The 24,020-nt window shown below is 64.7% G+C and carries 34 protein-coding genes; 8 read left to right on the forward strand and 26 right to left on the reverse strand.

Annotated features, from left to right (window positions below):
- Window positions 1-44: 44 nt before the first annotated feature.
- Genes U9J39_RS14970 through U9J39_RS14985 form a run of 4 tightly spaced genes read right to left on the reverse strand, consistent with a single transcriptional unit; the run spans window position 45 to window position 859 of the window.
- Window positions 45-293 (reverse strand): ogr/Delta-like zinc finger family protein, encoded by a 249-nt coding sequence (locus U9J39_RS14970; RefSeq protein ID WP_012352200.1) that lies wholly within the window; start codon window positions 291-293, stop codon window positions 45-47.
- Window positions 290-484: a hypothetical protein gene (locus U9J39_RS14975; protein WP_012352201.1), complete on the reverse strand. Its 195-nt coding sequence runs from the start codon at window positions 482-484 to the stop codon at window positions 290-292. The genes U9J39_RS14970 and U9J39_RS14975 overlap by 4 nt, the downstream gene beginning before the upstream one ends.
- A 28-nt stretch (window positions 485-512) precedes the next feature.
- Window positions 513-704, reverse strand: coding sequence for a hypothetical protein (locus U9J39_RS14980; RefSeq protein ID WP_041232294.1), 192 nt, complete (start codon window positions 702-704; stop codon window positions 513-515).
- A 26-nt stretch (window positions 705-730) separates the two neighbouring features.
- Window positions 731-859, reverse strand: coding sequence for a hypothetical protein (locus tag U9J39_RS14985; protein ID WP_277915533.1), 129 nt, complete (start codon window positions 857-859; stop codon window positions 731-733).
- A 101-nt stretch (window positions 860-960) separates the two neighbouring features.
- On the opposite strand from U9J39_RS14985, the gene U9J39_RS14990 reads away from it, so the two are divergent.
- From U9J39_RS14990 to U9J39_RS15005, 4 genes are all read left to right on the forward strand, one after another.
- Entirely contained in the window at window positions 961-1,464 is a 504-nt protein-coding gene (locus tag U9J39_RS14990) for a helix-turn-helix domain-containing protein (protein ID WP_157877116.1), read from the forward strand.
- Between the two features lie 140 nt (window positions 1,465-1,604).
- Window positions 1,605-2,243: a hypothetical protein gene (locus U9J39_RS14995; protein WP_326347390.1), complete on the forward strand. Its 639-nt coding sequence runs from the start codon at window positions 1,605-1,607 to the stop codon at window positions 2,241-2,243.
- Between the two features lie 428 nt (window positions 2,244-2,671).
- Entirely contained in the window at window positions 2,672-2,809 is a 138-nt protein-coding gene (locus U9J39_RS15000) for a hypothetical protein (RefSeq protein WP_198036352.1), read from the forward strand.
- An 86-nt stretch (window positions 2,810-2,895) separates the two neighbouring features.
- Complete coding sequence (locus U9J39_RS15005; RefSeq protein ID WP_326347392.1) at window positions 2,896-3,213, forward strand: hypothetical protein; 318 nt, start codon at window positions 2,896-2,898, stop codon at window positions 3,211-3,213.
- Window positions 3,214-3,219: 6 nt separating this feature from the next.
- On the opposite strand, the gene U9J39_RS15010 is transcribed toward U9J39_RS15005, so the two are convergent.
- Window positions 3,220-4,077 (reverse strand): transglutaminase-like domain-containing protein, encoded by an 858-nt coding sequence (locus tag U9J39_RS15010; protein ID WP_326347393.1) that lies wholly within the window; start codon window positions 4,075-4,077, stop codon window positions 3,220-3,222.
- Between the two features lie 966 nt (window positions 4,078-5,043).
- Here U9J39_RS15010 and U9J39_RS15015 point away from each other — a divergent pair.
- The 4 genes from U9J39_RS15015 (at window position 5,044) to U9J39_RS15030 (ending at window position 6,619) form a co-directional block, all read left to right on the forward strand.
- A complete protein-coding gene (locus U9J39_RS15015; protein WP_326347394.1) occupies window positions 5,044-5,562 on the forward strand; it encodes a hypothetical protein in 519 nt (172 codons plus the stop codon).
- Window positions 5,563-5,764: 202 nt separating this feature from the next.
- Complete coding sequence (locus U9J39_RS15020) at window positions 5,765-6,001, forward strand: hypothetical protein (RefSeq protein ID WP_326347395.1); 237 nt, start codon at window positions 5,765-5,767, stop codon at window positions 5,999-6,001.
- A gap of 26 nt (window positions 6,002-6,027) precedes the next feature.
- Window positions 6,028-6,333 (forward strand): hypothetical protein, encoded by a 306-nt coding sequence (locus U9J39_RS15025; protein ID WP_326347396.1) that lies wholly within the window; start codon window positions 6,028-6,030, stop codon window positions 6,331-6,333.
- 16 nt (window positions 6,334-6,349) lie between these two features.
- Window positions 6,350-6,619, forward strand: a complete 270-nt coding sequence (locus tag U9J39_RS15030) for a GTP cyclohydrolase (RefSeq protein WP_116378373.1) — start codon at window positions 6,350-6,352, stop codon at window positions 6,617-6,619.
- Between the two features lie 378 nt (window positions 6,620-6,997).
- On the opposite strand, the gene U9J39_RS15035 is transcribed toward U9J39_RS15030, so the two are convergent.
- From U9J39_RS15035 to U9J39_RS15135, 21 genes are all read right to left on the reverse strand, one after another.
- A complete protein-coding gene (locus U9J39_RS15035; RefSeq protein ID WP_326347398.1) occupies window positions 6,998-8,122 on the reverse strand; it encodes a phage late control D family protein in 1,125 nt (374 codons plus the stop codon).
- Window positions 8,119-8,541, reverse strand: coding sequence for a phage tail protein (locus tag U9J39_RS15040; RefSeq protein ID WP_326347399.1), 423 nt, complete (start codon window positions 8,539-8,541; stop codon window positions 8,119-8,121). The genes U9J39_RS15035 and U9J39_RS15040 overlap by 4 nt, the downstream gene beginning before the upstream one ends.
- Before the next feature lie 4 nt (window positions 8,542-8,545).
- Window positions 8,546-11,443 (reverse strand): phage tail tape measure protein, encoded by a 2,898-nt coding sequence (locus U9J39_RS15045; protein ID WP_326347400.1) that lies wholly within the window; start codon window positions 11,441-11,443, stop codon window positions 8,546-8,548.
- Window positions 11,440-11,505: a GpE family phage tail protein gene (locus U9J39_RS29455; RefSeq protein ID WP_373380265.1), complete on the reverse strand. Its 66-nt coding sequence runs from the start codon at window positions 11,503-11,505 to the stop codon at window positions 11,440-11,442. Before U9J39_RS29455 ends, U9J39_RS15045 begins: the two co-directional genes overlap by 4 nt.
- 32 nt (window positions 11,506-11,537) lie before the next feature.
- Window positions 11,538-11,867 carry a phage tail assembly protein gene (locus U9J39_RS15055; RefSeq protein ID WP_041232082.1) on the reverse strand — a complete coding sequence of 110 codons (330 nt, stop codon included), beginning with the start codon at window positions 11,865-11,867 and terminating at the stop codon, window positions 11,538-11,540.
- 65 nt (window positions 11,868-11,932) lie between these two features.
- Window positions 11,933-12,442, reverse strand: coding sequence for a phage major tail tube protein (locus U9J39_RS15060; protein ID WP_012352214.1), 510 nt, complete (start codon window positions 12,440-12,442; stop codon window positions 11,933-11,935).
- Window positions 12,443-12,470: 28 nt separating this feature from the next.
- Window positions 12,471-13,643, reverse strand: a complete 1,173-nt coding sequence (locus U9J39_RS15065) for a phage tail sheath protein (protein WP_326347401.1) — start codon at window positions 13,641-13,643, stop codon at window positions 12,471-12,473.
- 151 nt (window positions 13,644-13,794) lie between these two features.
- Window positions 13,795-14,670, reverse strand: coding sequence for a tail fiber assembly protein (locus U9J39_RS15070; RefSeq protein ID WP_326347402.1), 876 nt, complete (start codon window positions 14,668-14,670; stop codon window positions 13,795-13,797).
- A gap of 13 nt (window positions 14,671-14,683) precedes the next feature.
- Entirely contained in the window at window positions 14,684-17,821 is a 3,138-nt protein-coding gene (locus tag U9J39_RS15075) for a hypothetical protein (RefSeq protein ID WP_326347403.1), read from the reverse strand.
- 3 nt (window positions 17,822-17,824) lie between these two features.
- The gene (locus tag U9J39_RS15080; protein ID WP_326347404.1) at window positions 17,825-18,367 is read right to left on the reverse strand and encodes a phage tail protein I; all 543 of its coding nucleotides are present in this window, start codon (window positions 18,365-18,367) and stop codon (window positions 17,825-17,827) included.
- Window positions 18,360-19,268, reverse strand: a complete 909-nt coding sequence (locus tag U9J39_RS15085) for a baseplate J/gp47 family protein (RefSeq protein WP_326347405.1) — start codon at window positions 19,266-19,268, stop codon at window positions 18,360-18,362. Before U9J39_RS15085 ends, U9J39_RS15080 begins: the two co-directional genes overlap by 8 nt.
- Window positions 19,265-19,609 (reverse strand): GPW/gp25 family protein, encoded by a 345-nt coding sequence (locus U9J39_RS15090; RefSeq protein ID WP_326347406.1) that lies wholly within the window; start codon window positions 19,607-19,609, stop codon window positions 19,265-19,267. Before U9J39_RS15090 ends, U9J39_RS15085 begins: the two co-directional genes overlap by 4 nt.
- Before the next feature lie 11 nt (window positions 19,610-19,620).
- A complete protein-coding gene (locus U9J39_RS15095; protein WP_326347407.1) occupies window positions 19,621-20,247 on the reverse strand; it encodes a phage baseplate assembly protein V in 627 nt (208 codons plus the stop codon).
- 76 nt (window positions 20,248-20,323) lie between these two features.
- On the reverse strand, window positions 20,324-20,770 hold the full coding sequence (locus U9J39_RS15100; protein WP_326347408.1) for a phage virion morphogenesis protein: 447 nt from the start codon (window positions 20,768-20,770) through the stop codon (window positions 20,324-20,326).
- Window positions 20,767-21,207, reverse strand: a complete 441-nt coding sequence (locus tag U9J39_RS15105) for a phage tail protein (protein WP_326347409.1) — start codon at window positions 21,205-21,207, stop codon at window positions 20,767-20,769. Before U9J39_RS15105 ends, U9J39_RS15100 begins: the two co-directional genes overlap by 4 nt.
- A complete protein-coding gene (locus U9J39_RS15110; protein ID WP_326347410.1) occupies window positions 21,204-21,716 on the reverse strand; it encodes a hypothetical protein in 513 nt (170 codons plus the stop codon). Before U9J39_RS15110 ends, U9J39_RS15105 begins: the two co-directional genes overlap by 4 nt.
- On the reverse strand, window positions 21,713-22,519 hold the full coding sequence (locus U9J39_RS15115) for an N-acetylmuramidase domain-containing protein (protein ID WP_326347411.1): 807 nt from the start codon (window positions 22,517-22,519) through the stop codon (window positions 21,713-21,715). Before U9J39_RS15115 ends, U9J39_RS15110 begins: the two co-directional genes overlap by 4 nt.
- Window positions 22,497-22,835: a phage holin family protein gene (locus U9J39_RS15120; protein WP_326347413.1), complete on the reverse strand. Its 339-nt coding sequence runs from the start codon at window positions 22,833-22,835 to the stop codon at window positions 22,497-22,499. The genes U9J39_RS15115 and U9J39_RS15120 overlap by 23 nt, the downstream gene beginning before the upstream one ends.
- A complete protein-coding gene (locus tag U9J39_RS15125; RefSeq protein WP_326347414.1) occupies window positions 22,832-23,221 on the reverse strand; it encodes a putative holin in 390 nt (129 codons plus the stop codon). Before U9J39_RS15125 ends, U9J39_RS15120 begins: the two co-directional genes overlap by 4 nt.
- Window positions 23,222-23,236: 15 nt before the next feature.
- Window positions 23,237-23,440, reverse strand: a complete 204-nt coding sequence (locus U9J39_RS15130) for a tail protein X (RefSeq protein WP_174078761.1) — start codon at window positions 23,438-23,440, stop codon at window positions 23,237-23,239.
- Window positions 23,440-23,907 (reverse strand): head completion/stabilization protein, encoded by a 468-nt coding sequence (locus U9J39_RS15135; RefSeq protein WP_326347415.1) that lies wholly within the window; start codon window positions 23,905-23,907, stop codon window positions 23,440-23,442. The genes U9J39_RS15130 and U9J39_RS15135 overlap by 1 nt, the downstream gene beginning before the upstream one ends.
- Window positions 23,908-24,020: the final 113 nt, after the last annotated feature.

Genomic DNA, 24,020 nt, shown 5'->3' on the forward strand with positions numbered 1-24,020 from the left:
GGGCATGAAGCCAGGAATCAACAGGGAGAGGGGCTAGGCCGGGGTCAGGTCGGCAGCAGGTCCATCTGCCGCTCGTCCATCAGCCCCGGACGTACCTTGCCGACGGGCAGGTACGCCTTGGGGTTGGGGCGCATGCTGGGCGCGATGGTAGAGATCACCGAGGTGATGGCCTTGCAGGTGTAGGCGCACTCGATGTTGGGGCATTGCCAGTAGCTCTCTTTCGAGAGCAGCGATATCACGCGGCTAGTGCGGATCTTCATGCGCGATTCGCAATGTGGGCAGGTCAGTTTCACAGCGTTTTCCCCGGAGGTACTACCAATTTGAAAGCACGTCGTTTGCCCGTCATACGCTCGGCGGCGTGCCGGATGGATGTCTTCGCAAGCCATTCGGCAGCTTGCTGCAGGGACGCCAGCCCTTGCTGCTGACGCAGGCGCTCCAACGCGGCCAGTTCCTGGTCGGTGAAGTGCAGGTCGATTTCCGGCATCTTTTGAGCGGCTCTTCGTCGTCTTGGGTCAGGCGCGGCGAGGCTCTACATTGGCCTCGACGGGCAGTAGAAGCCGCGCTTGGTTAAGCAACGTTTCACGGACCAGCGTCGCGGGTTGCTCGCCGACATAGTTGGCCAGCGCGGTGACCAAGGCGAACTCGTAATCATCGAGGCGGAGGGTGATGCGGTTGTCGCGCACTCGTTTCGGATCGGGATACATGCTGTCCTCGACAGAAAGGGGAATGGTCACGACGCGCTGGGAGCGCGGCCGTCTTCGGCGTCCATGCCTGCCACGATGAAGAGACGGGCCAGGCTCGATGCGGAGCGGTTTTCCAGCTTTGCCCGCTTCGCGAGGCGTTCCAATTCGTCGGGCATCAGGCTGACAGTGACCCGATTCTTTGAATCAACGCCCCGCGGGGCACGGGAGACAGGGACTTTGGCGCGGTGCATGGCGGATATACTTGTGCGGGATAGTGATGCACTACACGCCGATTATGGTACAGAAAACTGATATGGTCAACGGCGATGGTACAGAAATTAGAGTCGGCATCGGCGCTCGACTAAAAGAGGAACGTGAGCGTCTTGGCTACTCTCAACCTGCCTTTGCCGCTCTGGGCGGCGCTTCGAAGGGTTCCCAGTTGGCTTGGGAGAAGGGCTCGGCTATGCCTAATGCGGAATTCCTGCACATCGCAGCGTCAGTTGGCGTGGACGTTCTTTACGTTGTGACCGGCCGCCGCAACATGTCCAGCCTGGCAGCAGAGGAAGAGGCTGTAATTGCTGGGTATCGAATGCTCGACGCCCGAGGCCGAACTGGCGTACTAGCGCTGATCAGCGGCATGCAACCGCCAGTTGCTACGCCGGGCCGCACTGGCATGGTGTTCCATGGCCAAGTTGGCGAAGTGAAGAACATCGAGGGCGACTACCAGCAGAACGAGCCGGTGACTATCAATGTCGGCGGAAAGAAGAAGCGCACAAAGTAGGAAGTGCTGCCGCACCCCCTACTTTGGTGGCACACATGCTGCGTGCAACATGCCGTCAAATAGCGGTTCTCGCTTCAACCACCAGGGCGGTGGCGTGGCGACACGCCTCACTGGCACCTGCGCGACCGTCTCAAAAGAGCATGGAATCGCGCTTCAAATTTCTCGGGAACGTAGGTCAGGTCATCGGCGGCAGTGCAACGTTTGCCGCACCAACGTTTAATCAAACCAACCATGTGACACTGAGCGCGGAGGCGCCAGACGACCGACCGTTGCTGCTACGCCAACGTTTCAATATCGGACGACGCGTCGAGCGCATTGCCGCTGCAGAAGGCGTTGAAACCGCGGCGATTTATCGTGTTTTGCTGGAGGACTATGGCGGCCAAATTCCCAGCGACATCTCACGCGCCCACTATCGCAGCATCGTGCGCGATCTCGATGAATGGCTAGACCATCTCAACGGCCCGAACATCAGGCCTGCATCGCGGTCCGGTCAACGGCAATTGCCAGATTGCAGGCAAAGCAGTGACACGGCGTGTCACATGCTGCTATTTGCCCAATTCGCCATCATCCTGACCCTCTTCGCGAGCGTGGTGCTGGCAGCCTGGCTGCTGCAACCGAATCCTCCAGCCGTTTGCCGGTGGAGCGGCAAGGAATTCTCGGTGGGCTCCCTCGCAACCATGGCCACGTCGGATGTGTATGAGTGCATGACAGAAAGCGCCGGAGACCCATACTGGGCCCCTGCGCGCAATCTCGGCGGTGCGGGAATACCGCGGGGATGACCTGCCGCTGGGTTGCTCAGTGGCTCTTGATAACCGGTCTCGGCCGCCGGCATCTCCTGTTGCCGGCGGCTTTGCGCCGGAGACGCCTCTCGACCCTATTCGGTCGCCCACGGGGGCCAGAAGCAATGACCGGTATTGACGGGGCAGCCTCTGCAGCTATCACTCGCGGATCCTCATGCGCGCTCAATGAGCTCGCAAGCTGAGCACCTGGCGAAGGCTGCGCGAAGCCTCGGGCAGGAACAACCAGCAAAACTTTGCTGATGGTGGGTACTCAACTGGGTCGAGGCGGAAGGGTTCAGTCGCGACGCGAGGGACAGGGACTCTCACGCCTTGGCGCCATACGAAGTTCGACGAAGTAATTCCCTTTGCCAAGGATTATGCGCGTATGCTGGGGTTGCCAACCGGCAAGCAACACAATAGGAGTTCTCATGGCAAAAAGCCAACTACGCGGCAACCGCGAAGCGAAAAAACCAAAGCAACCGAAGAAGCCTGTCGCACCGGCAACGCCGTTTAGCACGGTTCAGTCGCGGGTGCGGACCGACGGTCTCGCCAAGCGGAAGTCGTAAGCCGGGCAAGGGCCTGGCAAGTCGCGATATCACGGCAAGGTGATACCTCTTCATTCCACGTAAGCCGACCGATAGGGAGGCGCACCATGATCCACCCTGACACAGGCCAGACGTTCCGAGGCTTGCCACTTACCGCCGAGCAAGACTCGGAAGTTCGCCACTATCAGCACAGAAAAACGAGGCTTGGCAAGTCATGGGATACCCCGGAACTTCGCGGCATTCTCGAAGACATGTTGCTGCCGCCGAAGACTGAGGATGGCGGTCGGGAAGATGTTCTTCTGGGACCGACCGCTGCCGCGGAACGTGCGGCATCGTTCGTCGACGAGGCCATGGAACCGATTGAAGCATACGAAGACTGGAACGCCGCCATGGAGATCGAGGGGATGAAAGGCGAAGCGCGCTAATGCCGGTCACCAGGTCGAGATGGCGCTTGTCGTTGCGAGTGGCAGGCCAATGCCGGCAGCCGGGTCGGCTATTGGCTGGATCTCGATAAAAGGCCGCTCCGACGCGACCTTACCGAATATGGCGGCAAACGGAATGTCGGCGGCATCCCGGCCGGTGCCGATGCGCAGCAGGCCAGTCGGAATGGACACTCCCGAGGGATCGAGCAGGTACCAGCCGCCCGACAGGAACACCTCGACCACGGCGTGAAAGTCCGGCGCGCCCAAGGCAGGATCGGCGCCATAGTCCACGCTGCTGGACATACGGGCGGGAATACTCAGGGCGCGGCAGATCGCGATCATCAGGTGAGAAAAATCCCGGCATACGCCGGTGCGCTCGACAATCGTATCGATCGCCGAGGTGCGCTCATTGGTGCATCGCGAAAGAAAGCGCACATGGTTGCGCACCCACTCCCGGATCGCGTACACACGCAAATAGCCGGGGCGCATGGCGCCAAACTCGCGCATGGCGAATTCCATCATGCGGTCGGATTCGCAATACCGGCTCGGGGCCAGGTAGGAAAGTACCTCGAAGGGGAGTTCGGCGACGGGTACCTCTGTCAATGACATGCCGTCGTCCAGGCGATGGTCGATGTCCACCACCGCTTCATAGCGGATGGCCAGCGGGCCCGTATTCGCACGTATTCTGAGCAGGCGGTTGCAGAGTGGGCCCGTGTGGCGAGCGGCGTGCAACGGTGGCGTGAGCGCCAGATGCTCGGAGACGACGAACTGTCTTGCAGTTTTTGCCGCTTCGACAAGCAACAGAAAGTCTGCCGTGGGATCCAGGATCTCATAGGACAGGTTCACCGAGTACCGAAGGCGGTTCATTTCGGACCTTGTGGCTACATGGAGGCGGAGACGATGTCGTCCGGGGCAACGGCTCTGGCCATCCAATTCAGTGTAGCGTCAGAAGCGGGCGAACGGTCCGCGCCAGCAGGCACCGCAGGTGCGTGACGCAGCGCCTGCAGCCTGGCCAATTTGTAAGCGGGTTAGGGCGATGTGCATCACCCCTCTATACTACTAGGTGCAGCGTTTCAGAAGCGAAGTGCTTCTGGTCTGCCAAGCACTCGTTTCCGGGCTCTCCCCCTCGATGACGTCTTAGGACTGGTGACTCCTGAAGTCACTCATGGGGATTCCGGGAACATTCATGCAAGATGCCACGAGGCGACCGCCGTTCGCCCAATCCCCCATTAGCCACGCAAGACAATCTTTCGCCAGGATCGGTGCAATCGAGGTCTGGCGAGAGAGACGCTTCTCCGCAAGTCCGATCGAAAAGCTGGTGTCCGCCTTCGTTGCTGCGCTTCCGCGTTTCAGGTTGGCGCAGCCGTGCTCTCATCGTAATGAAGATGCCGTAACGATCCTGAGCAATGCGCTATGGGTGGAAATGATTACCCGTCGGCACTGGAAGATCAGCGCCCACAACGGTGACAGCTGTTCAACACTGCCGTTCCCATGCCACCCTGGCAGGCAATGAAGGAAGATATCGTGCCGAGAGAATCCACCGAGACCACTTACCGGACGATCCATGTCACGCGCCTTCTACGCGACCGCCTGGAAGGCAGGCCGCAGAAGGGAAACAACACCCAGCGATTCGGCGTCATGCGATTGGCAGCGTCAAGATGGCATCAGGCCATCACGCTGCTGATTGACTGGGATCGCGCTGTCAACGAAGGCTGGCCAGACCTGCGCTCACCGTCCTGTACTCGAACCAGGGCCATCAGGAGCATCGGTCGCGGTAGTCAGGCTGGCATCCGCCGGCTCGCTAGAAATGGAAACCGAGATTGAGGTGACTTCATGCGTACGCTGTTGTATTTCAGTCTGAAAGACACCGCCACGGCACGACTGGCACAAGTGCGATGCGGCGATTTGGCCGGTACCCCGGCCCGCGTCAAAGGGCCGTGGTTTGTCCAGCGCGACAATCAGCCAGTTGAGGGTTTTCCTGCGACCGACATCGGCCAGACTACGTACCGCGAAGAGGCGGCGCTCGCCGGAATATTCGTCGGCGCGGTTGTGGGCGCGCTTGTCATCTTGCGATATGGAGTCTCCGTGGGCGCCGGTGCCACGGCCGTTGCGTATGTTGGTGCTGTCATGCTTGGCGCGATCATCGGCTGGTGGGCCGGCGGATTGGTCGGCGTCAGGATCGGCCGCCTTGGGCTGTGGCGGCAGAATGCGCAAACGACACCCGGCCACTTCCTGATGATAGCCAGCTGCGATTCGAAATCTAAGGAGGCCTTGAAGCAGGTCATCAACGAATTGGGCGGAGTCGGGGTAGACGAGCATCGTGACGTGATGCCGAACTTCAGGTGGGTATGATTGCCGCTTCGGTTCGGCCGTGCCAATGCCCTCCCGGAAACGTATGTTACTCAGCGAAGCCAAACTGTCTCCGGGAAGTTTGGCGACCTAGTGGGCAGGTGCCTATGGTTCGATCCTGCTGCTCCGGACTCAGATCAGCTTTGATTGCTACTGGGTAGAGCATTACGTTGACAAATTCACTCCAGGAATATTGAAGATGGCTATGGAGCGCGTGACCGAGTATCGTGGGTTCGATATCCATGTCGATCTCCATATGTCATTCAAGGACATGTTCGATATCTGGTTCCAGGTCGAGGGACCCATGAGGCCGCCGGGCGTCGCGGCGATTGGTAGGCGAATCAAAGTCTTTGGCGGACCGTATTCCAGGCGTTGGGCTTACCTCGTGGCGGAACTGGCAGGGCGCGCCGCCGTGGACGTTATTCTTGGTCCGGATGAATGAACGGAGGCCGAGAGCGGAGGTCAGATATGCAAAGACGCGTCACGATCGGTGAATACGAAGTGTTGATCGAAGTTGAGCAACACCTCGGTCCCACCCAGTTGGTTGGAACGATCGGTTACGTCGTACGCTACTCGATTGCTCGTACGGACCGCCGGCCCGTCAGAGGCAATCTTCTCAGCGTACATTCCTACGAGCTCATGGATGGTACTGGCTACTTTCACAGCCTCGATGCGGCGTTTGACTATGGAGAGGCAAAGGCTCGCGATGACATCGCTACCTTGACGCCGAAAGCAAATCGGACACCTACCGGGATATCCGCGTATGCCCGGTGATAAACGGAGACCGAACATGTCTCAGAACAACGCAATCTACAAAGGCTTCAGGGTATCTGCGAGGGTGCGTCACGTATCCGGTGCAGACCCCGGCGGCGACCTGGTCCACCCGCGCTTCCTCGCTACCGTAACGATCACGCGAGTCAGTACAGGAATGGGTTCCCGCAGGCGGCTGCCACCCATGATCCAGCATTTCGCCAGCGCGCCGCACACTGCCATCGCATTGGCCTTGTCATCGGCCAGGGACGTGATCGACGGCTTGTCCACCTTCGTCAAGGCGAGGTAGGCTCGGCGTTCATGCCGCAGTGTCTGAACGAAAGAGAGAGGGGACATCATGTCGAGACAGCTCAAGTCATCAATGATCTGCTGCCCCTCCTAACGGTCGCCCGCTTCACGAGACCCAGGCCGCTCCGGTGAAGGAAGCACGCGGCGTCTCCTTTCCGCCATATTCCGATTGCGGCCGATATTCGACGGATGGTGATGTCAATGGCCGCTCAAGCGCTCGTTTCAGTCATCGAATTCTGAGGCTGATTGGCTCAAACTGGCCGACAACGGTCCTACGTCGTTGCTTCCAGATAAGGCGTTGCAATGATGCGTCGCACGCCCGTGAAGCACCTCAGCCTGGTGTTATTCGGCTCACCTCGACAACGAGGCGGCGTTCCCTCTATCCCTGATCTGCCTCGGCGAGCGACGACGGCTTGATTTCCAATTCCAACGCAGTCGTGTATCCCCGGTCTGTGAGCTGATGCGTGACCTTGGTGATGACCCATCTGGTGTTATCAATCTGCGGCTTCCAACCGCGCACGGCAGCGGGCAGCTGGGGAAACAGATCCGGCCGCCCGCGGGCGAGCGTGACCGTGAAGGTCGCCATGCCCCGCTGAATCCGCTCCCATTCCGCTCGCGCCGCCCGTTCTGCGTTGGCTTTCGAGGCGTAGGTATGCCGCAGCACCTTCACGTTGTCCGGGTTGGGCGCCGTAGCAACGGACTGCTCCCTTTTGCCTTTGGCCGGCTTCTCACTGACCGCTGCGGCATTCGACGCGTCGATGACCACCTCACCCTTCTTCGCGCCGCGTGTGTCCTGGTAGAACGCCTTGACGCCGTTGTAGTTGTCACGGTCGGCAATGCCAAACGAATGGGTGTCCCCGGACGATCGCGTGATGGTGACCATCGGCAGGGCAATACCGGACGCGCTCAATGCCTCGCCGGCCTTTATGAAGAGCAGCTTTCCCTGCTTCACCGTCGCGATCGCGTCGTAGTCCTTCGCCAGCCGGGACAGCAGATTGGCATCCGACTCGCCAGTCTGATCCAGGTGCTCGATGACTTGGTCGGCCAGCTGCTGCGCCACCACTGCCGCGAGCTGGTTGCGGCTGGCGATGGCGCGCACCAGGGCGCCGATGGTCTTGTCGCGAAAGCTGCGCTCCTTGCGCGTCGTCAGGTCGCTGCCTAGGTCGGCGCTGCGCGCGCGAATGGTGAGCCGGTCGGGCGGGCCGCTGTGCTCGATCTCGTCCACCTTGAAGATGCCCTTGTCGACCACCCCCGCGTCGCTCCAGCCAAGCGCGAGCGCCAGCCGCACACCCTTCTCGGGCAGGTCCAGCATGCCGTCGTGGTCGTCCAGCTCGATGTCGAGCTGGTCAGCCTCGAAGCCGCGGTTGTCCGTCAGGGTGAGGGACATCAGCCGCCCCTGGAAGCGAGAGGTGATGTTCGTCCCGTTGTGGACCAGCTGGTAGACCGGGCGCGGCTCCCGACCGGTGGCTGTGCGCGGCTCGGCTCGGACGGCTGAGAACATCATTCCGCCTCCTCGCCCAGGCCGCTGCCGATCAGCGCTTCGGCCTCGTCGTCCACCCGGGTCAGCTTGAGGGTGAACTCGATGCGTCGGGCCTTGCCGTCCTGGAAGAAGTAGGTACGCGTGACCTGCATGGTCTCCACCACGAAAAGGCCGTAGTACCGCCCGGTGCCCTCGATGAGCACGTGGGCCTCGCCGCTGTCGCCAAGCTTGCGCAGGTCATCGATCGAGTCGTCGCCGCCTGTCAGTTCCGGCGCCAGCACGCCGGCAAGGGTGATCGTCTCGTCGTCCGGACCGAGGAACTGGCGGGCCGGCCGGCGGCCGGTGCGGCTGTTTGCCGGATGCCGCCACCCGATCTGCTGCTGGAAGTCCTGGTAGGGCGCGGTGTCCAGGCTGAACACGAATTGCCCGAGGGCCATCATCATGGTGTCAATCCCTGTCGGTAAGTCGGGAGCGGTCGCGGGCGGCGCGCTGAGTCTCGGCCTGCCGCAGCTTCTCGTCCACCAGGCGCGCAATCTCCCGTTCGTCCATGCCCGGTGCCGCGTAGACATTGATGGTGATGGGCGCGGCCTGCTGCACCGGGGCCGGCGCCGCGGTGCCCGCCATCGCCGACACGGGCGGCCGCGTATCGAACTTCACGGCGGCCACCGCGGGGGTGGTCCCCACCGCCACGCCAGCGCCAACGCTGGCCAGTGCCTGTGTGATCCGGGCAATGGCGCTCATGGGCCCGCCTTGGCCTTGGTTGATCCCGCGCTCGAGCCCCGCCATGGTGAAGCCGCCCAGCTCGGCGAAGACCCGGCTGGGGGAGTGGATCCCCAGCTTCTTCTTGAACCAGGTCACCGCCGCGCCGGCTGCGCTGGATACGGCGTCGCGCACGCGGGCGAGCCCGCTGGTGATGCCATTGGCAAAGCCAGCCATGACCTGCGCCCCGGCGTCATAGAAGGCCGTCGCCAGACGCAGCGGCATGCCGAGCACCGTGCCGATGGCCTGGCCGATCTTTTGTCCCATGGACTGTGCGGCGCCGCCAATGTCTTGCACCGGCGCGATGAGGCGCGTCAGCCAGCCCCACAGGTTGGAGAGCAGCGGCCCAACGACCTGCCGCACCAGGCCGAACGCAGCGCTGACGCCCGGAATGGCCATGACCACGCTTCCAATGGCGGTCACCAGCCGCCACGCCGCCGCCACCGAGCGCATGAAAGCGTCAGCGAAGCCGGCGGCCGTCGGGCCCAAGGCGCTGGCGATGCCGCTGCCCAGGCCGGTGAAGAAGGCGCGAATGGGTGCCCAATACCTGTAGACCAGCGCTGCGCCGGCGGCCAATGCCGCCACAGCCGCGAGGATGGGCCATGCGAACGGCAGCAACACCAGACCACGCAGGACATTGAAGAGCGCCCCGGCCCGGCTCGTTGCGCCGGTCAGAAGGGCGCCGAAGCGACCGGCTGCACTGGTGGCGACGCTAAACACCGGCGCCAGCCGGCCGCCAACGCTTCCCAGCACCTGTGCGCCACGGGCCAGCAGGAAGGAGGCCGCCGAGGCGCGCGAAAGCGATGGCACCAGCGTGGAGAGCCGAATACCCAGCATCTGCAGCCCATAGCGCGTCATCACCAGCGGCCCCAATGTCGCAGCCATCGCGAGCGTCAGTGCGCCCATGGCGGCCAGCAGCACGCCTGCCGCCGCGGCGCCCTTCATCAACCACCCGACCAGCGTCGGATTTGCCTGGGCGAAGGCGTTGAAGCGGCTGACCAGCTCTCCCACGGTGTCCATCAGCCCGACTATGGTCGAGCGCATCGCCTCTCCGGCAGCGCTGCTGCCGTTGAACAGCTGGTTCTGCAGCCGCTGCCAGCGGGCTGAGATGGTCTCCTGGCGCGCGGCGAACTCGCGCGACATGGATCCTTCGGCGCCGCGGCCGTTGGCCAGCTCCAGCTGGCGGCGAAACTCGTCCGGCTTGTCGACCAGCTTGGCCAGCGTGTCGGAATGCTCCATGCCGACCAGCTCCACCATCACGCCGATGCGCTTGTCCTTTGGCAACTTCTGCACCGCCTGGATCACCTGGAAGAGGGTGCTGGTGGCATCGGTGGCCATGCCCTGCTGGACGGCGGCGCTGGACAGCCCGATTTCCTTCATCGCCGCCTGGAACTTCTTGGTGCCCTTCTCGGCCGCGGCGAACTTCTGGACAATGGCGTTGACGGCGGTGGCGGCGGTCTCCGGGCGCTCGCCCAGCGTGAGCAGCGTTGAGGCCAGCGCGGCGGCGTCCGACGAGGACATCTTGACCGTCGACACGACGCCGGAGATCCGATTCAGCACATCGATGATGTCCCCGCCCTTGCTGATGGCGTTGTCGTCCAGGTAGTTGATCGAATCGGCGAGCGCCTGGATCTGGTTGATCGGGATGCGGAAGTTCTTCGCCACCTTTCCCATGCTTTCGGCAATCTCGTCCGGCACCGCGTCGAAGGCGGTGGCCATCATGGCGACGGTCCGGGTGTAGGCGACCAGCTCCTCGCGAGGAACTTCCATGCGCGCGCCGGCGGCCACCATCTCGGCGATGGCCGTGGTGGGAATCGGCAACTCCTCGCCGAGCAGCTTGATCTGCCTAGCCATGTCGTAGTAGACGGCCGTCAGCTTGCCACCTTCGTCACGCGCGCCTTGGACCTGCCGGGCAATCCCAAGCATGGCGTCCTCAAAGGACACATAGTCCTTCACCGCCTTGGCGATTGGCGTCAGGGCCACGCCGCCTGCCGCGGACGCTGAAACGCCGGCGCCCAGCATGGCATTGCGGGTAGCCATTCCCTTCGTATATCCGGCCTGAGCAGCGGCCAGGCGGCGCTGGTGCTCCCCGACTGCCTTCAGCCGCGCTTCCTGCTGCGTCAGCGCCTGGGTGACCAGGGCGATCTGGCTGCGCAGGTCGCCCTGGGCCTGCCGCAGAGAGGTGGTGCTGATGCCGGCGGCCTGCAGCCGGCCGCGCACCCCTTCCAGGCTTTGCTGCAGGTCGGCGCCGCGCTGCTTGAGCATCTGGGCTTCGCGGACCGCCGCGTTGAAGTTACGCGTCATGGCGGCCGAGGGGCGCTCCGCACCGTCCATTTCCTGCGCCAGCGCTTTGACGCGGGCCTGCGCGGCACGCAACTGGTTGCCCGCGATCGCAGCGTCCTTGGACAGCTTGCGGAAGCTGTCGATGTTGGCCTGGGTCCGGTTTAGCTCCTTCAGCTGATCGCGCGCGGCGCGCACCGTGCGGGCCAGCTCGGTGCTGCTGCCCATGGCATTGCGGAAAGGTCGGGTGAGGCGGTCCACCGCCTGCAGGACGACCTCCAGTCTCAGGTTGCGTGGCACGCTCATTCGTCGGATCCGCTTCGTTGCCTGGCGCGCTCGCGCCACTCCATCAGTTCGGCCACCCCCATTTCAAACAGACGGTCAGGCGGCCAATGAAAAATCACTGCAACGTCGGCGATGGCGTCTTCGACTCGGGCGGGTAGGCCTCGGCCTTCGCCGCCTTCGGCAGCAAAAAACCGCTCACCGCCGTGGCCAGCTGCGTCATGTCCGCCGGATCCAGCTGGCTCACGTCATGCGCGGTCAGGGTCGGCGTGGTGATGCGGGGCAGCACCGTATGCAGCGCCGTGACTTCCATGCGCATGAGGTCGACCAGGCTGCAGCCGCGCAGCTCGCCTGCAGCAGGCTTGCGCACGGTAATGGCGGTGATGACTTCCTTGCCGCGAGTGATCGGGGTATCCAGCGTGATGGTTTCGGACTTCACTTCGTTCATGATGGCTCTCGGAAAAGGTGGGGCGCTGGCCCAAAGCGGGCCAGCGGACTGTATGCGGTCTGGGTTTACAGGCCCATCGCGCGGCGCTGCTCGGCCAGACGATCCACGCCGAACACGACCTCGATGAAGTTTTCGTGGTCGATCTCGACCCACACTTCCCCGTTGATCGTCAGCTTGTAGTAGGCGAGCGAAGACTTGACCTTGAACTGGCTGCTGTCACCGACCTTGCCGGTGCCGAAGTCAAGCTCGGTGTGGCGGCCGCGCACGACCACTTCGACCGCGTCCATGTCGCCCGTGTCGTCGCGCTGGTAGGCGCCGGCGAAGCGCACCATCGCGGCAGAGGCTCGCGTGACCCCGTACTGCTTCAGGATCTCGCGCATGATGCTGCCGTAGGTGGTCTCCAGCTCCAACTTCTCGTTCCCGAAGTCCAGGTCGATGGGACCGTTCATGCCTCCGGCGCGGTATTCCTCGAGCTTGCGCGTCAGCTTCGGCAGGGTGATCTCCTCGCATTCGCCGACGTGGCTCACGCCGTCGGCGAAGACGTTGAAGTTCTTGAGTTTGCGTGGCATTGCCATGGTGGTTTCCTTTCTTGAATGCCCGCTATCAGCCGTTCACCGACGCGGCGAAGTCCATCAGGTAGCGGTCGGTGATGCGCTGGCGCAGCTGCAGGTTCTCCAGCGGCGGGACCGGCGTGTAGTCGTAGTCGATCCACAGCTTGCCGTCCTTGAGCGTGTCCTTGGTGTTGATGCCGCCATCCAGCCAAGCGGTGCCGCCCATCAGGTAGCCAAGACGCGTCCACTCGCGGAACTTTGCATTGAGGCCCTCGACGATGTCGCGGGCCAGCGAAGCCGTGAGCGGCAGGTCGATGGCCCAGGCGTGGGCATCGGCCATGGTGTCTGCCAGGATCTGCGCGGTGCGGGTGGCGCTCTCGAAGGCGAACAGCGGCTCGGAACTGCAGGTGCGCGAGCCCCAGAAGCGGAAGCCCTCAAAATTGATCAGCGTGGTGACCTCGTTGCTGTTGAGGTAGCCGGCATCGGTCGCCGGATCCTGCAGATCCCAGTAGATGTCCTTCGAGACGCCGGTGACGCCGTTGACCGGGACGTTGGAGATTGTCTTGTGCCACCCGACCGTCTCGTCCAGCTTCGCGCGCAAGCCCAGCGCCCGGGCGGTTGCCCACAGGTTGCGCTCGGCGTTGTTGGCTGTGTCCCAGCCCACGAAGTCTGGCCACAGCAGCATCAGCTCGCGCTGGCCGAAGTTCTCGCGGTAGGCCACCGCCTCTTCCTTGGTGGCGCAGCCATGCGCGCTGACATAGCCGAAGGCCCGCAGCTTCTGGCAGATCGAAGCGAGCGCCGTGGCGACCTCCAGCTTGTCGAGCCCAGGCACGGCCAGAATGCGCGGCGTCACGCCGAAACGCGTCTTCGCCGCCAGCAGGGCCTTCATGCCGGTGTAGCGGCCGGCGGCGTTGGTGGTGCCGATCAGGTTGCTGGTGGTCTCTGCTTCGGTGGCGCCCTCGGCGACACGAACGACCACCGTCATCGGGTTGGCCTGGTCGGTGATGGCCTCGAGGCTCGCGCGCAGCGTGCCTTTGGTGCCGGCCTTGCCGATGGCTGCCTGCGGGTTCGTCAGCAATACGGGGGTGTCGAGGGGGAACGCCGTGGCATCGGCGTCCTCGGCGACGGTCACCAGGCCCGGAATGGCCGTGGCGATAGTGCGGATTGGGCGGGTGCCATCGTTGACCTCGATGACGCGTACGCCGTGGTGGTAGTCGGTTGCCATGCAGTCCTCCGGGAGATTGGCAGACGATGGAAAGCATCGTCCCGGCAGGATGCTGCGCACGCGCGAGGTTGTCGTGCGGTTCCTGTTGTAGGCAGAAGCCGCACAACGAATAGTTGAGGGCGCTACGCCTTGGCGCCCCGGCGGTCAGTGGTTACGAGCCCTCGGCGGCACTGGCCGCACCGTCCTTGGCATGAACCCCCGCCTCGATGGCTGCCTCATCTGGTTGCGTGGGCCACGTGACACCGAGGGGGAATGTCGGCGCCAACGCGACGTGCTGCAGTTGCAGCAGGAAGGACAGCCAGGCCTCGTAGATCGCCTTCTGCACGGCGTCGAGTTGTCCTGCCGCGTAGGCCTCCGCTTTGCCTGCCGTCGCTTCGTTTGCCAGGGCCACAAGGGCGTCATACTCGGCGCGGGCTGCGGCCTTTGCCGCTTCCTCTGCCTCAATGGCTGCCGTGATGGCTTCGACGTTCGGCGCCTCGGGCCAGTCGGCCACGACGGGGAAGTCAGTCGAATTGACCACGCGCACCAGGTCCAGCTGATAGGCGGACCAGGCTTTGAACAGGGCGGTCCCTACGGCGTCCAGCAAGCCCGCCGCGTAGGCGTCTGCCTTGCCAGCGTTCGCTTCCCTGGCGGTCGCCATGAGGCGGTCGAATTCGGCCATCGCAGCAGCACGGGTGCGCTCGGCGACCAAGGCGGCGTCGAGCGTCCAGCCTTCGGCGGTCCAGCGGTGCAGCTCGGACGGCCGCGGATCCGGAGTAAGGCCCGCCTCCTGGGGTGTAACGCCTGGGACGCCCAGCTCGGCAGGCTCGCCGCTTTCCGTGCGGTACAGAATGACGCCCCGGTAATCCGGCAGCATGACCCATGCGTCATCGCGGAAGAATGGCCATTCGTAGCGATTGCGCTCGGGCAGCGGTACGAGCGTGGTAAATGCCGGCTGCAGCCAGGCGTTGGGGTTGCGCGGGTCAGGGTCGGCGAGCGCGCTGCAGATGTACTGGCCGGTATGGCTGTCGTAGTGGTGGATCATCATTTGCGGAAACTCCTTAGAAGGCACGGATCATGGCGAGCGCGGAGATATTGCGAACCCGAACTTCCGCGCCGCCGTCTGCATTGACCGTGATGGTGTGGCTGTGATTGCCGGCGTAGCCGACCCCTACGTTGTGTGCGTGCGAGCCATCGCCGGCGATCGAGATGCCGGTATATGAGGCGGATGTACCGGCCCACGCGTCGGCGTTCGTTACGTAAGAACCAGAGACGCGTCCAGCGCCGGTCGCCCCACCGCCGGTCCAGGTCTGGAAGCTATGGGCATGGCCGGGATCGTTGACGCCATGACCGTGCCAGCCTTGCGCATCGGTCCAGGCACCGTGGTTGTGGTCGCCGACTGGTGTAGCGGACGCGGCGTGCGAGTGGGTCTTGTTCTGGCTGTCCTGGAACACACCGATGCCCCGGCCAGCGTCCGCGCCGCGTGCGTCGTCCCAAAACCGCAGGTATTCGCCGCGATACTCAGGGATGCGGAACGTCGTGTTGCCATCGCCGTGGGAGAAGCATCCCCAGGAGCCGGCGAGCCATGCGGCGTCCGTCACGATCGCGCCGCTTGCCTGAGCGTAGGCCCACAGCTCGGGGTAGTCCGCACGCTTAAGTAGCGCGCCGTTCAGCTTCAAGCAGCCTGCGCGCGCGGTGGTGCGCGGCTCGATGATGATTTGCCCAACAGAGGCGGTTAGCAGAGTCGACATGACCCAAGCGGTCGTCGCCAGCTTGCGCGAGCTGTCGCCGGCCGGCGGGGTGTCAGCCGTCGCATAGCCGGTTACCTGCAGTTTCGCACCGCTTCCATCGGTCGCGGTATTGCCGATTCGCAGCTCGCCGTTGTCTGCAAGGCGCATCTTCACGGCCCGCGCAGTGGTCCCCGGCGCGGTGGTGCGGAAATCCATATGCGCGCCGCGGGCCGTGGTCGTGTAGTTCTCGCTCGCGACAACCTCGACTTGCGCGGCGACGTTCATGCCGACGCCATCGGAGCCGCAGAAATTGACATGGCCCAGCGGGTCGCCGGAAAGGACGGCGCCTTGGGTCGTTACGGTGACACCGCGCGACTTACCAATGTTGATGCCGGCCGGTTGGGTGTCATTGGAGAACCGGGCCGTGTTGATGTAGCTGTCGTTGCCGGTGGCAGCATTCTGGATTCCTGCAATGGAGGTTGCCCCGACCGCAAGGTCAGCGTCCAGGCCGCGGTATAGGCGGGTAGCGATGCTGGCCGACCCAGCGACTTGCAGCAGATTGCCGTTGTCGGCAGTAGTGCCGAGCAGCAGCTTGCCTGCGAGGTGGTTCGATGCGGTACCGTCCCCATACAGGTTCCACTTGTCAGGGCCTGCGCCCATGCGAAGCCGCGCGCCGATCTTGCGCAGAATGTTCGGCAACGTCACGTCATTTGCCATAAGACCGGCGTACTCTGTCACGGTCGCACTGTCGCCAACCACTGGCGTGGGTGCGAAGAAGCCGACAAGGTTTGCCATCGTGAAGGCGGCGTCCTTGACCCTCGGGATCGACGAATAGGTGGCTCCGGTGCTCGTGGCCGTTTCGTTGAACTCCACGTTGTTGTAGATGCCATGCTGCGAAACGGCTCCGCCAGGTATCGGCAGCCCCATCCGAATGGCTGCAGCGGACGAAAGCGGCCCGCCGACTGCCATGTATCCATCGGCGCTGAACAGGAACTGGTATGCGTAGCTGCCAGGCGCGGCAGTGGTGTCGAAGGACACTGACAGAATGCTGCCGTCCGCCATCAACCGAGCATTGCGAGCGCCTGCGGACCGGTCAATGAGCTGCACGCCAGGCCCGTATGACTCGATAGCCAAGCCGCCACTGGGCCCGTTCGCAGCTTGCGTATTCCCCCCGTCGATGATTCGAGCGGTCGGCGCGTTGATGGCGGGCCAGCCGGACGTTTGCAGGCCGATCACGCCGCCGGCCTTGTCGAACTTATTGCCGAGCTGTGTTGTGACGGTGGTCGCAAAATTTGGGTCGTTCCCCAGGGCCTCGGCCAGCTCCTTGAGCGTGTCGAGGGTGCCCGGAGACGAGGCGACCAGGTCGGCGATAGCCGCCATCACGAATTCAGTGCTCGCGGCTTGCTTGGTGGTTGTGCCCTTGGCGGCAGTCGGGACCAGCGGGGTGCCGACAAAGGTTGGGCTATCGAGAAGGGCGAGTTCCTTCCAAGCCTGCCACGCATTGCTGGTGCGACGGCGAAATACGATGCGGTCGGAGCTATAGGGAGAGAAGAGCTGAAAGCCAGCGGTTCCGTACGGGCGATGCAGCGCCACACCTGGCCCGAGGTTCAGCGGGACATTGATTGCTGCGCCGGGAACATAGAGCAAACCGCCCGGCACGGTGGCGTCATCCATATCGGTGATGGCGCCTTCGGTGCCGACCCCGCCGAATCCCAGCAGCTTTAGTCGCGCGAGCAGCTTCTTCGCGGTCACGGCGCGCGCATCATCGGTTCCCTGGTCGACCTCCGTCTGCGTGGCAATTTCCAAGAGCCCGGTGCGCGTTTCGGTCGCGGTGCGCGACGAGAGGCCGGCCGGCGTGACGGACCGCGTTGCGTCCGTGCCGGCTTGGGTTTCGCTGTTGGTGGCCAGCTCGACTAGGCCGGTGCGCGTATCGGTTGCGGTGCGCGAAGAGAGGCCTGCCGGCGTGACGGACCGCGTTGCGTCCGTTCCGGTTTGCGTTTCGGTGTTGTCGGCCAGCTCGACCACACCCTTTACCGTGGTGGTTGCAGGCGGGTTGAGGAACGACGTGTTGCCGAACGTCAGGGCTGCCGCTTCGACGGTTGTCAGTAGGATATCGGTCGCGAGCAGCATCATTGCCGCCGGCGACTTCTCCAAGATGGGCGTGTCCTGGCCGTAGGTCCCGAGCAACACGCCGTTGTCCAGGTACAGGCCGAACCCGTACATGGTGTACTGGTCGGCCGAGTTGTCCGTCATGGTCACGTGAATCGTGTCGTCCGCGACGGTATCGCCCGCCACGGTGGTCAAGCGCGGCGCGCGCTCGTTGGGCAACGCGGTCAGGCCATCATTGTGCGCAAAAGGTGCGGTTGCGATGCCGACCGACACCACCTGGCGCGATACGGTGCCGGTGTTCTCCGGGTTGACCAGGGCGGCGCGGCCAGCGCTGGTGAGCTTGAAAAGTAGTCCTGGCATGTCTCAGGCGTCCGAAAGAGAGAGGCGGGTGTAGATAGCGGCGCGCGCGCCGCCACCGAATGCGAGGCCACCCTGCGCCTGCAGTCCCTGGGTGACGGTGTAGTGCGCGCGTACAGGCTTGGTGCGGTCGATTTCCGCGATCACGTCAGCGACGAATGCCGCGGTCGCGGCCTGGCCGTCGCGGCCGCTGATGGTCAGAACCAGCGAGAACGTGCCGGGCGTGCCCTTCGGGGTCTCCTGCCACCACTCGCGCAGAGCGATGTTGGCGCCGAAGGCAGCAACGACCTCCCGGACGGCCGCGGCAGTGCCGTTCTTGCGTGCGATCGGGATTGCGGCCTTGACGCGGGCGCGCTTGACTTGGTCGGGCCAGTAGGCTTTCCAGGCGTCCACGCCCATGTGCCAGGCGAGCCAGGGCAGCACGGATGCCGGGATTTCGTCCGGTCGCATCAGGGTGCGCAGGGGAGACGCGACGGCGCCCAACCGGGCGTTGGCCTCGGCCATGTAGCGCTCGAGCGGCGGGGTGTTGGGCGGCAGCAGGTTAGCCATAGATGCCACCATGCTGGATATCGGTGCCGCTGCAATAGGTTGCCTGGGTCTGCGACGCGTTGACATTGGCGAGGGGCTCCAGCAGCTCCACGCGCTCGACACCGTCCACATGCAGGGCTGCATACAGGCCCGACAGCGTGACTTCACGGCCGATGCGGTGCGTCTCCGCGGTATAGGCTGCCAGGCGTGCATTGGCCTCGGTCAGCACCACACCCGAATCCGGACCGGGAAAGGTGTAAATTTTCGCGCGTACCCGGTAGGGCACGATCTCCGCCGATTGAACTGTGACCAGATCAGTGAGCGGCCTCACGTCATCCGCGCCCAGCACGCCGGCCACCGCGTCGATCAAGTCCTGTGGCGCCTGGCCGTTGCCTTCACGCGAAAGGATCGTCACCACCACCTCGCAGGGCGCCGGGCTGGTGGCCAATGCGTCGAGAACGCGGCCGTCGGCGCCGAGCGCATGCGAGCGGTAGGCGCCGGCCGGGCCTGCTACCGAAAAGCCTTGCGGCGCCAGCTGGATGCGCTTGCGGAAGTCCGAGTTGCTCTCCATCACCGCGGCAATGCCGTTTTCGGGATCCGCAGGGGTCAGGGTCAAGCGCCTGACGCCGAACAGCGCACCAAGGTGGTCCAGGTCGGCATCCTTGGCGTAGGCCAGCATGACGGCGCGCGCCGCGTCGTTCACGCGCTGGCGCAGCACCATCTCGCGATAGGCCGATTCCTGCAGCGCTTTGACGATCGGTTCGGATTCCAGCTTGAGCGTTTCTTCGACGGCCTCGCGGTCGGCTTCAGGATGCAGCGAAACGAAATGCGCCTTGCGTTCGGCCAGCAGCGTTTCGTAGTCGATCACCTCGACCACGTTCGGCGCGGGCAGGCGGGACAGGTCGATGGGCGTGGCGGTCATGGGGTGCCTCCGCGCAGGGGGATGTGCAGGCGGGTTGCCTCAGCGCGCGGTCCGTCCACTCGCTCGCCCTCGATGTCGATGGATAGGGCGCCATTTGCCCCAGCGTCGAATGCCACCCGGGTGACACGCAGTCGAGGTTCCCACCGGACCAAGGCCATGACCGACGCCGACATGGCGCGCAGAAGCGTGGCGCGATGCAGTGGCTGGTCGACCAACTGCGGCAGCAGGGAGCCGTAGTCGCGCCGCATGACACGCGTGCCGATCGGCGTGGTGAGGATGTCGCGCACCGATTGCGCGATGTGCTCGCGGTCGGTCAGCATCCGACCGGTGCCGGCGTTCATGCCGCGGTAGCTCACTGGATGCCCTCCGTCCAGTCGCCGCCCCGCAGGACGCCGCCGTGGTCGTGACTGTCCAGGACCACGCCGTTGGACGACAGGCTGCCGCCGGAGTGCGTGATGTTGCCGTGGATTTGCGTGCCGGCGCCACCACTGCCATCCTCACCGGACATACCGCCCTGGTAGCTGAACAGGCCTTCGACGGTGACATTGCCCTTGAAGGTGGTCTGCGGGCACTCCACCACCACCTGCTGCCCGGCCCGGAGCAGCACGGTCTTGACACCGGCCACCTCCAGCGCGCCGGAGGCGTGGTTGTAGCGCGTGATGGCGCCGTCCGGGTAGAGGGTGACGGTTTCGTCGGCGCTGTGGCTGGGCACATCTCGCGCGTCGGATGGCAGACCCGTCAGGATGACGCCGTTGCGCGGCTCGCCGCTTGGACACAGCATCACCACCTGTTCGCCTACGGTCGGTGGGTTCCAGGTGCGGGTGGCGCCAGCGCGCCGCTCAAGCCAGGGCAGCCAATCGGTGGTGATGCCGCCCGTGGCAATGCGCACGCGCGGCGGGGTGCCGGTATCAACCTCGGCAACAGTGCCGAGGCGGATCAGATTCTCGATCAGGCGGGCGAGTTCGGTGGTGGAGTCCATGCCCGCCAGCGTGCCGTGCGCGCGCGAACCGGTCACGCGGCGGGTGTTGTGAGATCCGGCCGTACAACAGCCAGTCTCAGGCGGTGAGATGTGCGAGCACGAGATCGGTGATGCGGTCCACGTCGGCGTCGTCAAAGCCGAGCAGCTCGCGCTGCGGGTACGTGACTTCCAGGCCGGCCCGGTTGACCCGATCACGCAGCCCGAACTGGTGGACTGCGGCGATGCGCTGCGCGCGGCCGACAAAGGTCACCACGGCGGCGTCCGGACTCGTCTCCATCTTGAGGAAGCGGGTAGTGCGCAGGCGCGCGAACATCGCGCGGCGCACGCGCCCCGGCCTTAGCCGCAGCTGCGGCTTGCGCGGCTCATAGGCCGATCCGTCGGGATTGCGCTGCTCGGCGATGCGCGCGCCCTGGCGGCGGCGCATCTCTGTGGCCACGGCGCGCGCCAGCGCGCGCCGCGCTGGCGCCTCCAGGTTAGAGAGCAGGGCGCCAGCCCATGCCTCCAGGGTGCGGAAGTCGCTCATGGCGCTGCCGGCAGCCACGTGGACGGATCGTCGTCTTCGTTGACTGGTTCCGGGTGGTGCTCTACCTGGTAGCCGGTCCCGTTGACGCGCACGGTGACACGCTCGGTTAGCGGCAGCTTCAGGGCCAGATCCACTGTGGTGTGGTTCAGGATATCGGCCTCGAACTTCACACCGTCCTCGCGCTGTGCCGGGCTGAAGAACAGCTCGGGCTGATTGACGCGCAGCCAGGCCAGAACCGGCACCATGATTTCGTCGGATCCGGCCGCAAAGTCCGTCACGATCAGCGTCAGCGTGTACCGATACTCGAAGGACAGCGACCTGGCGCCGGTAGCCACCAGGCGGCCTTCGTCCACGAACACATGGAGCTTCTCCGGGTGGCGGGCCAGATCCGGCACCGCCCCCGTCAGCGCTTCGCGCAGGCTGTTGGGCTTCATCATGGCGTGGGGGCCTCCCCGATGATGGACGCGCCCTGGTCCCGGAGCAACTGCTGCAGGGCGTTCAGCTGCTCGGCGTTGGCGTGGCAGACGGTGTAGTTGCCGGCAATGGCGCCGGCGACGGCAGAGAGTGCAATTCCCGAGCTGGCCGCATCAGTATCTCCGGCACCCGGACCGAGCATGGTGCCGGCAGCGGCGGCGTCATGCACGCGGACAAAGCCAATGGGAATAGTACAAGCGGCATCAGCTTGAGCAGGGACATAGCGCGGAATCTCCTTGATGATGGTGTCGCCCTTGACATAGACCGTATGCACGCGGTCGACATACTCGGTCACCTTGATGACGCCGGCCTCGGTGCTGTCGAGCTGTGACCGGAGGCTCGCGGTCATCGCTTCGGCGTCGCTGGCGCGCTTCTGCGCGGCCTGATAGCGATCCGTCATCCAGGCGCCGGTGCCGGCGACACCCAGCAGCAGCACGCCGACGGCGAGGACGAGGGCCAGGGTGCGATTCATGCCGGCTCCTTTTCTTCGGCTTCATAGCGCGCGAAGGCACGTGCCAGCTTCACGTCGTAGAGGTTCTCGCGGTATGCCGGGCCGTTGTAAAGGCTGGCGAACGTTGGCCAGCGGCGAGCCTTGAGTGCCTTGTGCAGCGCCGGATCGGTCAGGGTGAACCGCACGAACGCGTCGAGCTGGGCGGCTTCGCTGTCGCGCATGCAAGCTGAAAACGCCTGCACGCTGGGGTAGCCAAGGCGCTCCCAGTGATAGCCCATCACCTGGAACAGTCCCCAGCTGGCCGCACCGAGTGCGCAGGCTTCATCGATGTCAGCGGCTCGGGCGAGCCGCATGTGCTCCGCGGCACCGCCCGCATAGCCGCCCCGTGCGGCGTTGACCAGGTTCGGGTATTGGCTTGCCAGCGCGTCGGCGTCACGGCCGGCCGCCTTCAGTTGCCGGTACATGATGTGCCGCTCGAACAAGATCACCGGGCGGCCATCCGCCAGGAAGCCGGAACCGCGGCTCTCCACCTCATTCACCGCCCGCACTGCCGCCAGGGGCACCTCCAGCACGTCGGCGGCACGCTGCAAATCGGCGGCGCTCAGATGTGCCGGCTGACGCGTGTCCTGCTGCAGGGCCAGGAGCGTTTTGGGCCCGGCGATACCATCGACCACCAGGCCGTATCGTGCCTGCGCGGCCCGCACGGCTGCGAGTGTCGCGGCGTCAAAGTCGCCCGTCATCTCCAGTTGGGCGCCACGCTCGCGCAGCAGGCGCTGCAGCTCGCGTACGTCGGCGCCAACGTCACCGGGTCGCAGGATGGTCATCGCAGGATCTCCGCAGGAAGCGAACGAGCCAAGAGCCGCCACCGTCGGCCTCCGCCATGCGGAACAGCTCCACCACATTGCCCCGCACGGCATACAAGGCGAGGCACAGCACCGCGGTGATACCGTTCTGAGCGAGCATGGCCCACTCGTAGCGGCCGAACAGCACGCCGATGGTCACGGCGCCCGCCAGCACGATTAACACATAGGCCAGACGCGCGGCCCAAGGCCGGTGAGCGGCGCCTGCGCGTCGGAAGAGCAGCAGGCGCATGGCGATCAGCGCGCACAGCGCTGCCTGGATGAAGAAGAGAATCGTCACTTGTTGCCTCCTTGTCCGTTACCGCGGAAGTAGCCGACGAGGCGGTCTCCATTGCCGGCCACGCGGATCAGCACCAACAGGAGCTTGACGATCACCGCGGAGGCCACCAGCGCGCCGACGCCATGGCTCACCTCTGCGTCGGTGGGCAGCGCCTTGGCGATCAGCGCAGCAGCCAACGGTGCGGCCAGGCAGCCCGCCACGATGGACAGCACCAGGAAAGCGAGCTTCTTGGCTGTCGACATGTCGTCGGAATTGAGCGCGAATACCGCGGCGCCGGCAAAGGCGCCGAGCACCGTCGCCGCGTCCACGCCGGGCAGCAGGGTGATGGCCCCAACGCCGGTCACGGCAATGGCGGTGGTGGTGCCGGTGGAAATGGGTTCAGCCATGGTCGAATCCTTGGGTCAGTCCCACAGCTGCACGCGCTGGACGGCAGGCTGTGGAGAGGTGTCGGGCAGGTCGATGACCGTGCCGTGGGGGAGGACTGGACCGAGATCGGCCAGGCCGGGATTGGCCGCAAGCACGGCCTCGGTAACGCCGGCGGTGCGCCCGTAGACGCGCTGGCAGACCGCGTCGACGGTGTCACCTTGGAGGGTTCGCACGCGCATCAGATCAGCTCCACGGTGGTGCGGGTGATGCCCAGCAGGTCGCTGATGGCCCACCGCGCGTCGCGCCGCAGGTCTTCCACCGCTTGCAGCAGCGCTTCGGCCGTCTTGTTGCCGGCCGCCGTGGCGTCGTAGTCTCGGTATCGCTCGATCAGGCCCGCGCGCGCCTGGCAATACAGCGCGCGCAGGTAGCGGTGCAGATTGGCGGACTTGCCGTCGATTCGCGCTGCCGGTACGGCGTCCAGCGTGGCATGGCCCGCGGCCTGCTGGGCTGCCTTCCAGCTATCCAATTCCGCGTTGACCGACAACGCCGCCTCGATCAGTGCCGCGCGCAGTCGGTCCGGTGTTACGGTGCCGTCCTGACGCATGGCGGCTGATGCCTGGTCGACGTCGATGGCCGGGAAGAAGCCATCGTTGGCGATCAGGTTCTGGCCGGGGGTTGCCGTAGCGGTGGCGATGAAAGATGACATGGGGTCGCTGGTCGTGGAGGCGGTGGACGGGGCAATCGTCAGGGTTGGCCGGCATGTAGCCGGCGCGCCCATGGGATGCCCCGTGCCGCCTGATGCGCGGGGTCACGCTCGGT

It is taken from the genome of Cupriavidus sp. SS-3 (assembly GCF_035818815.1).
Classification (GTDB): Bacteria; Pseudomonadota; Gammaproteobacteria; order Burkholderiales; family Burkholderiaceae; genus Cupriavidus; species Cupriavidus taiwanensis_C.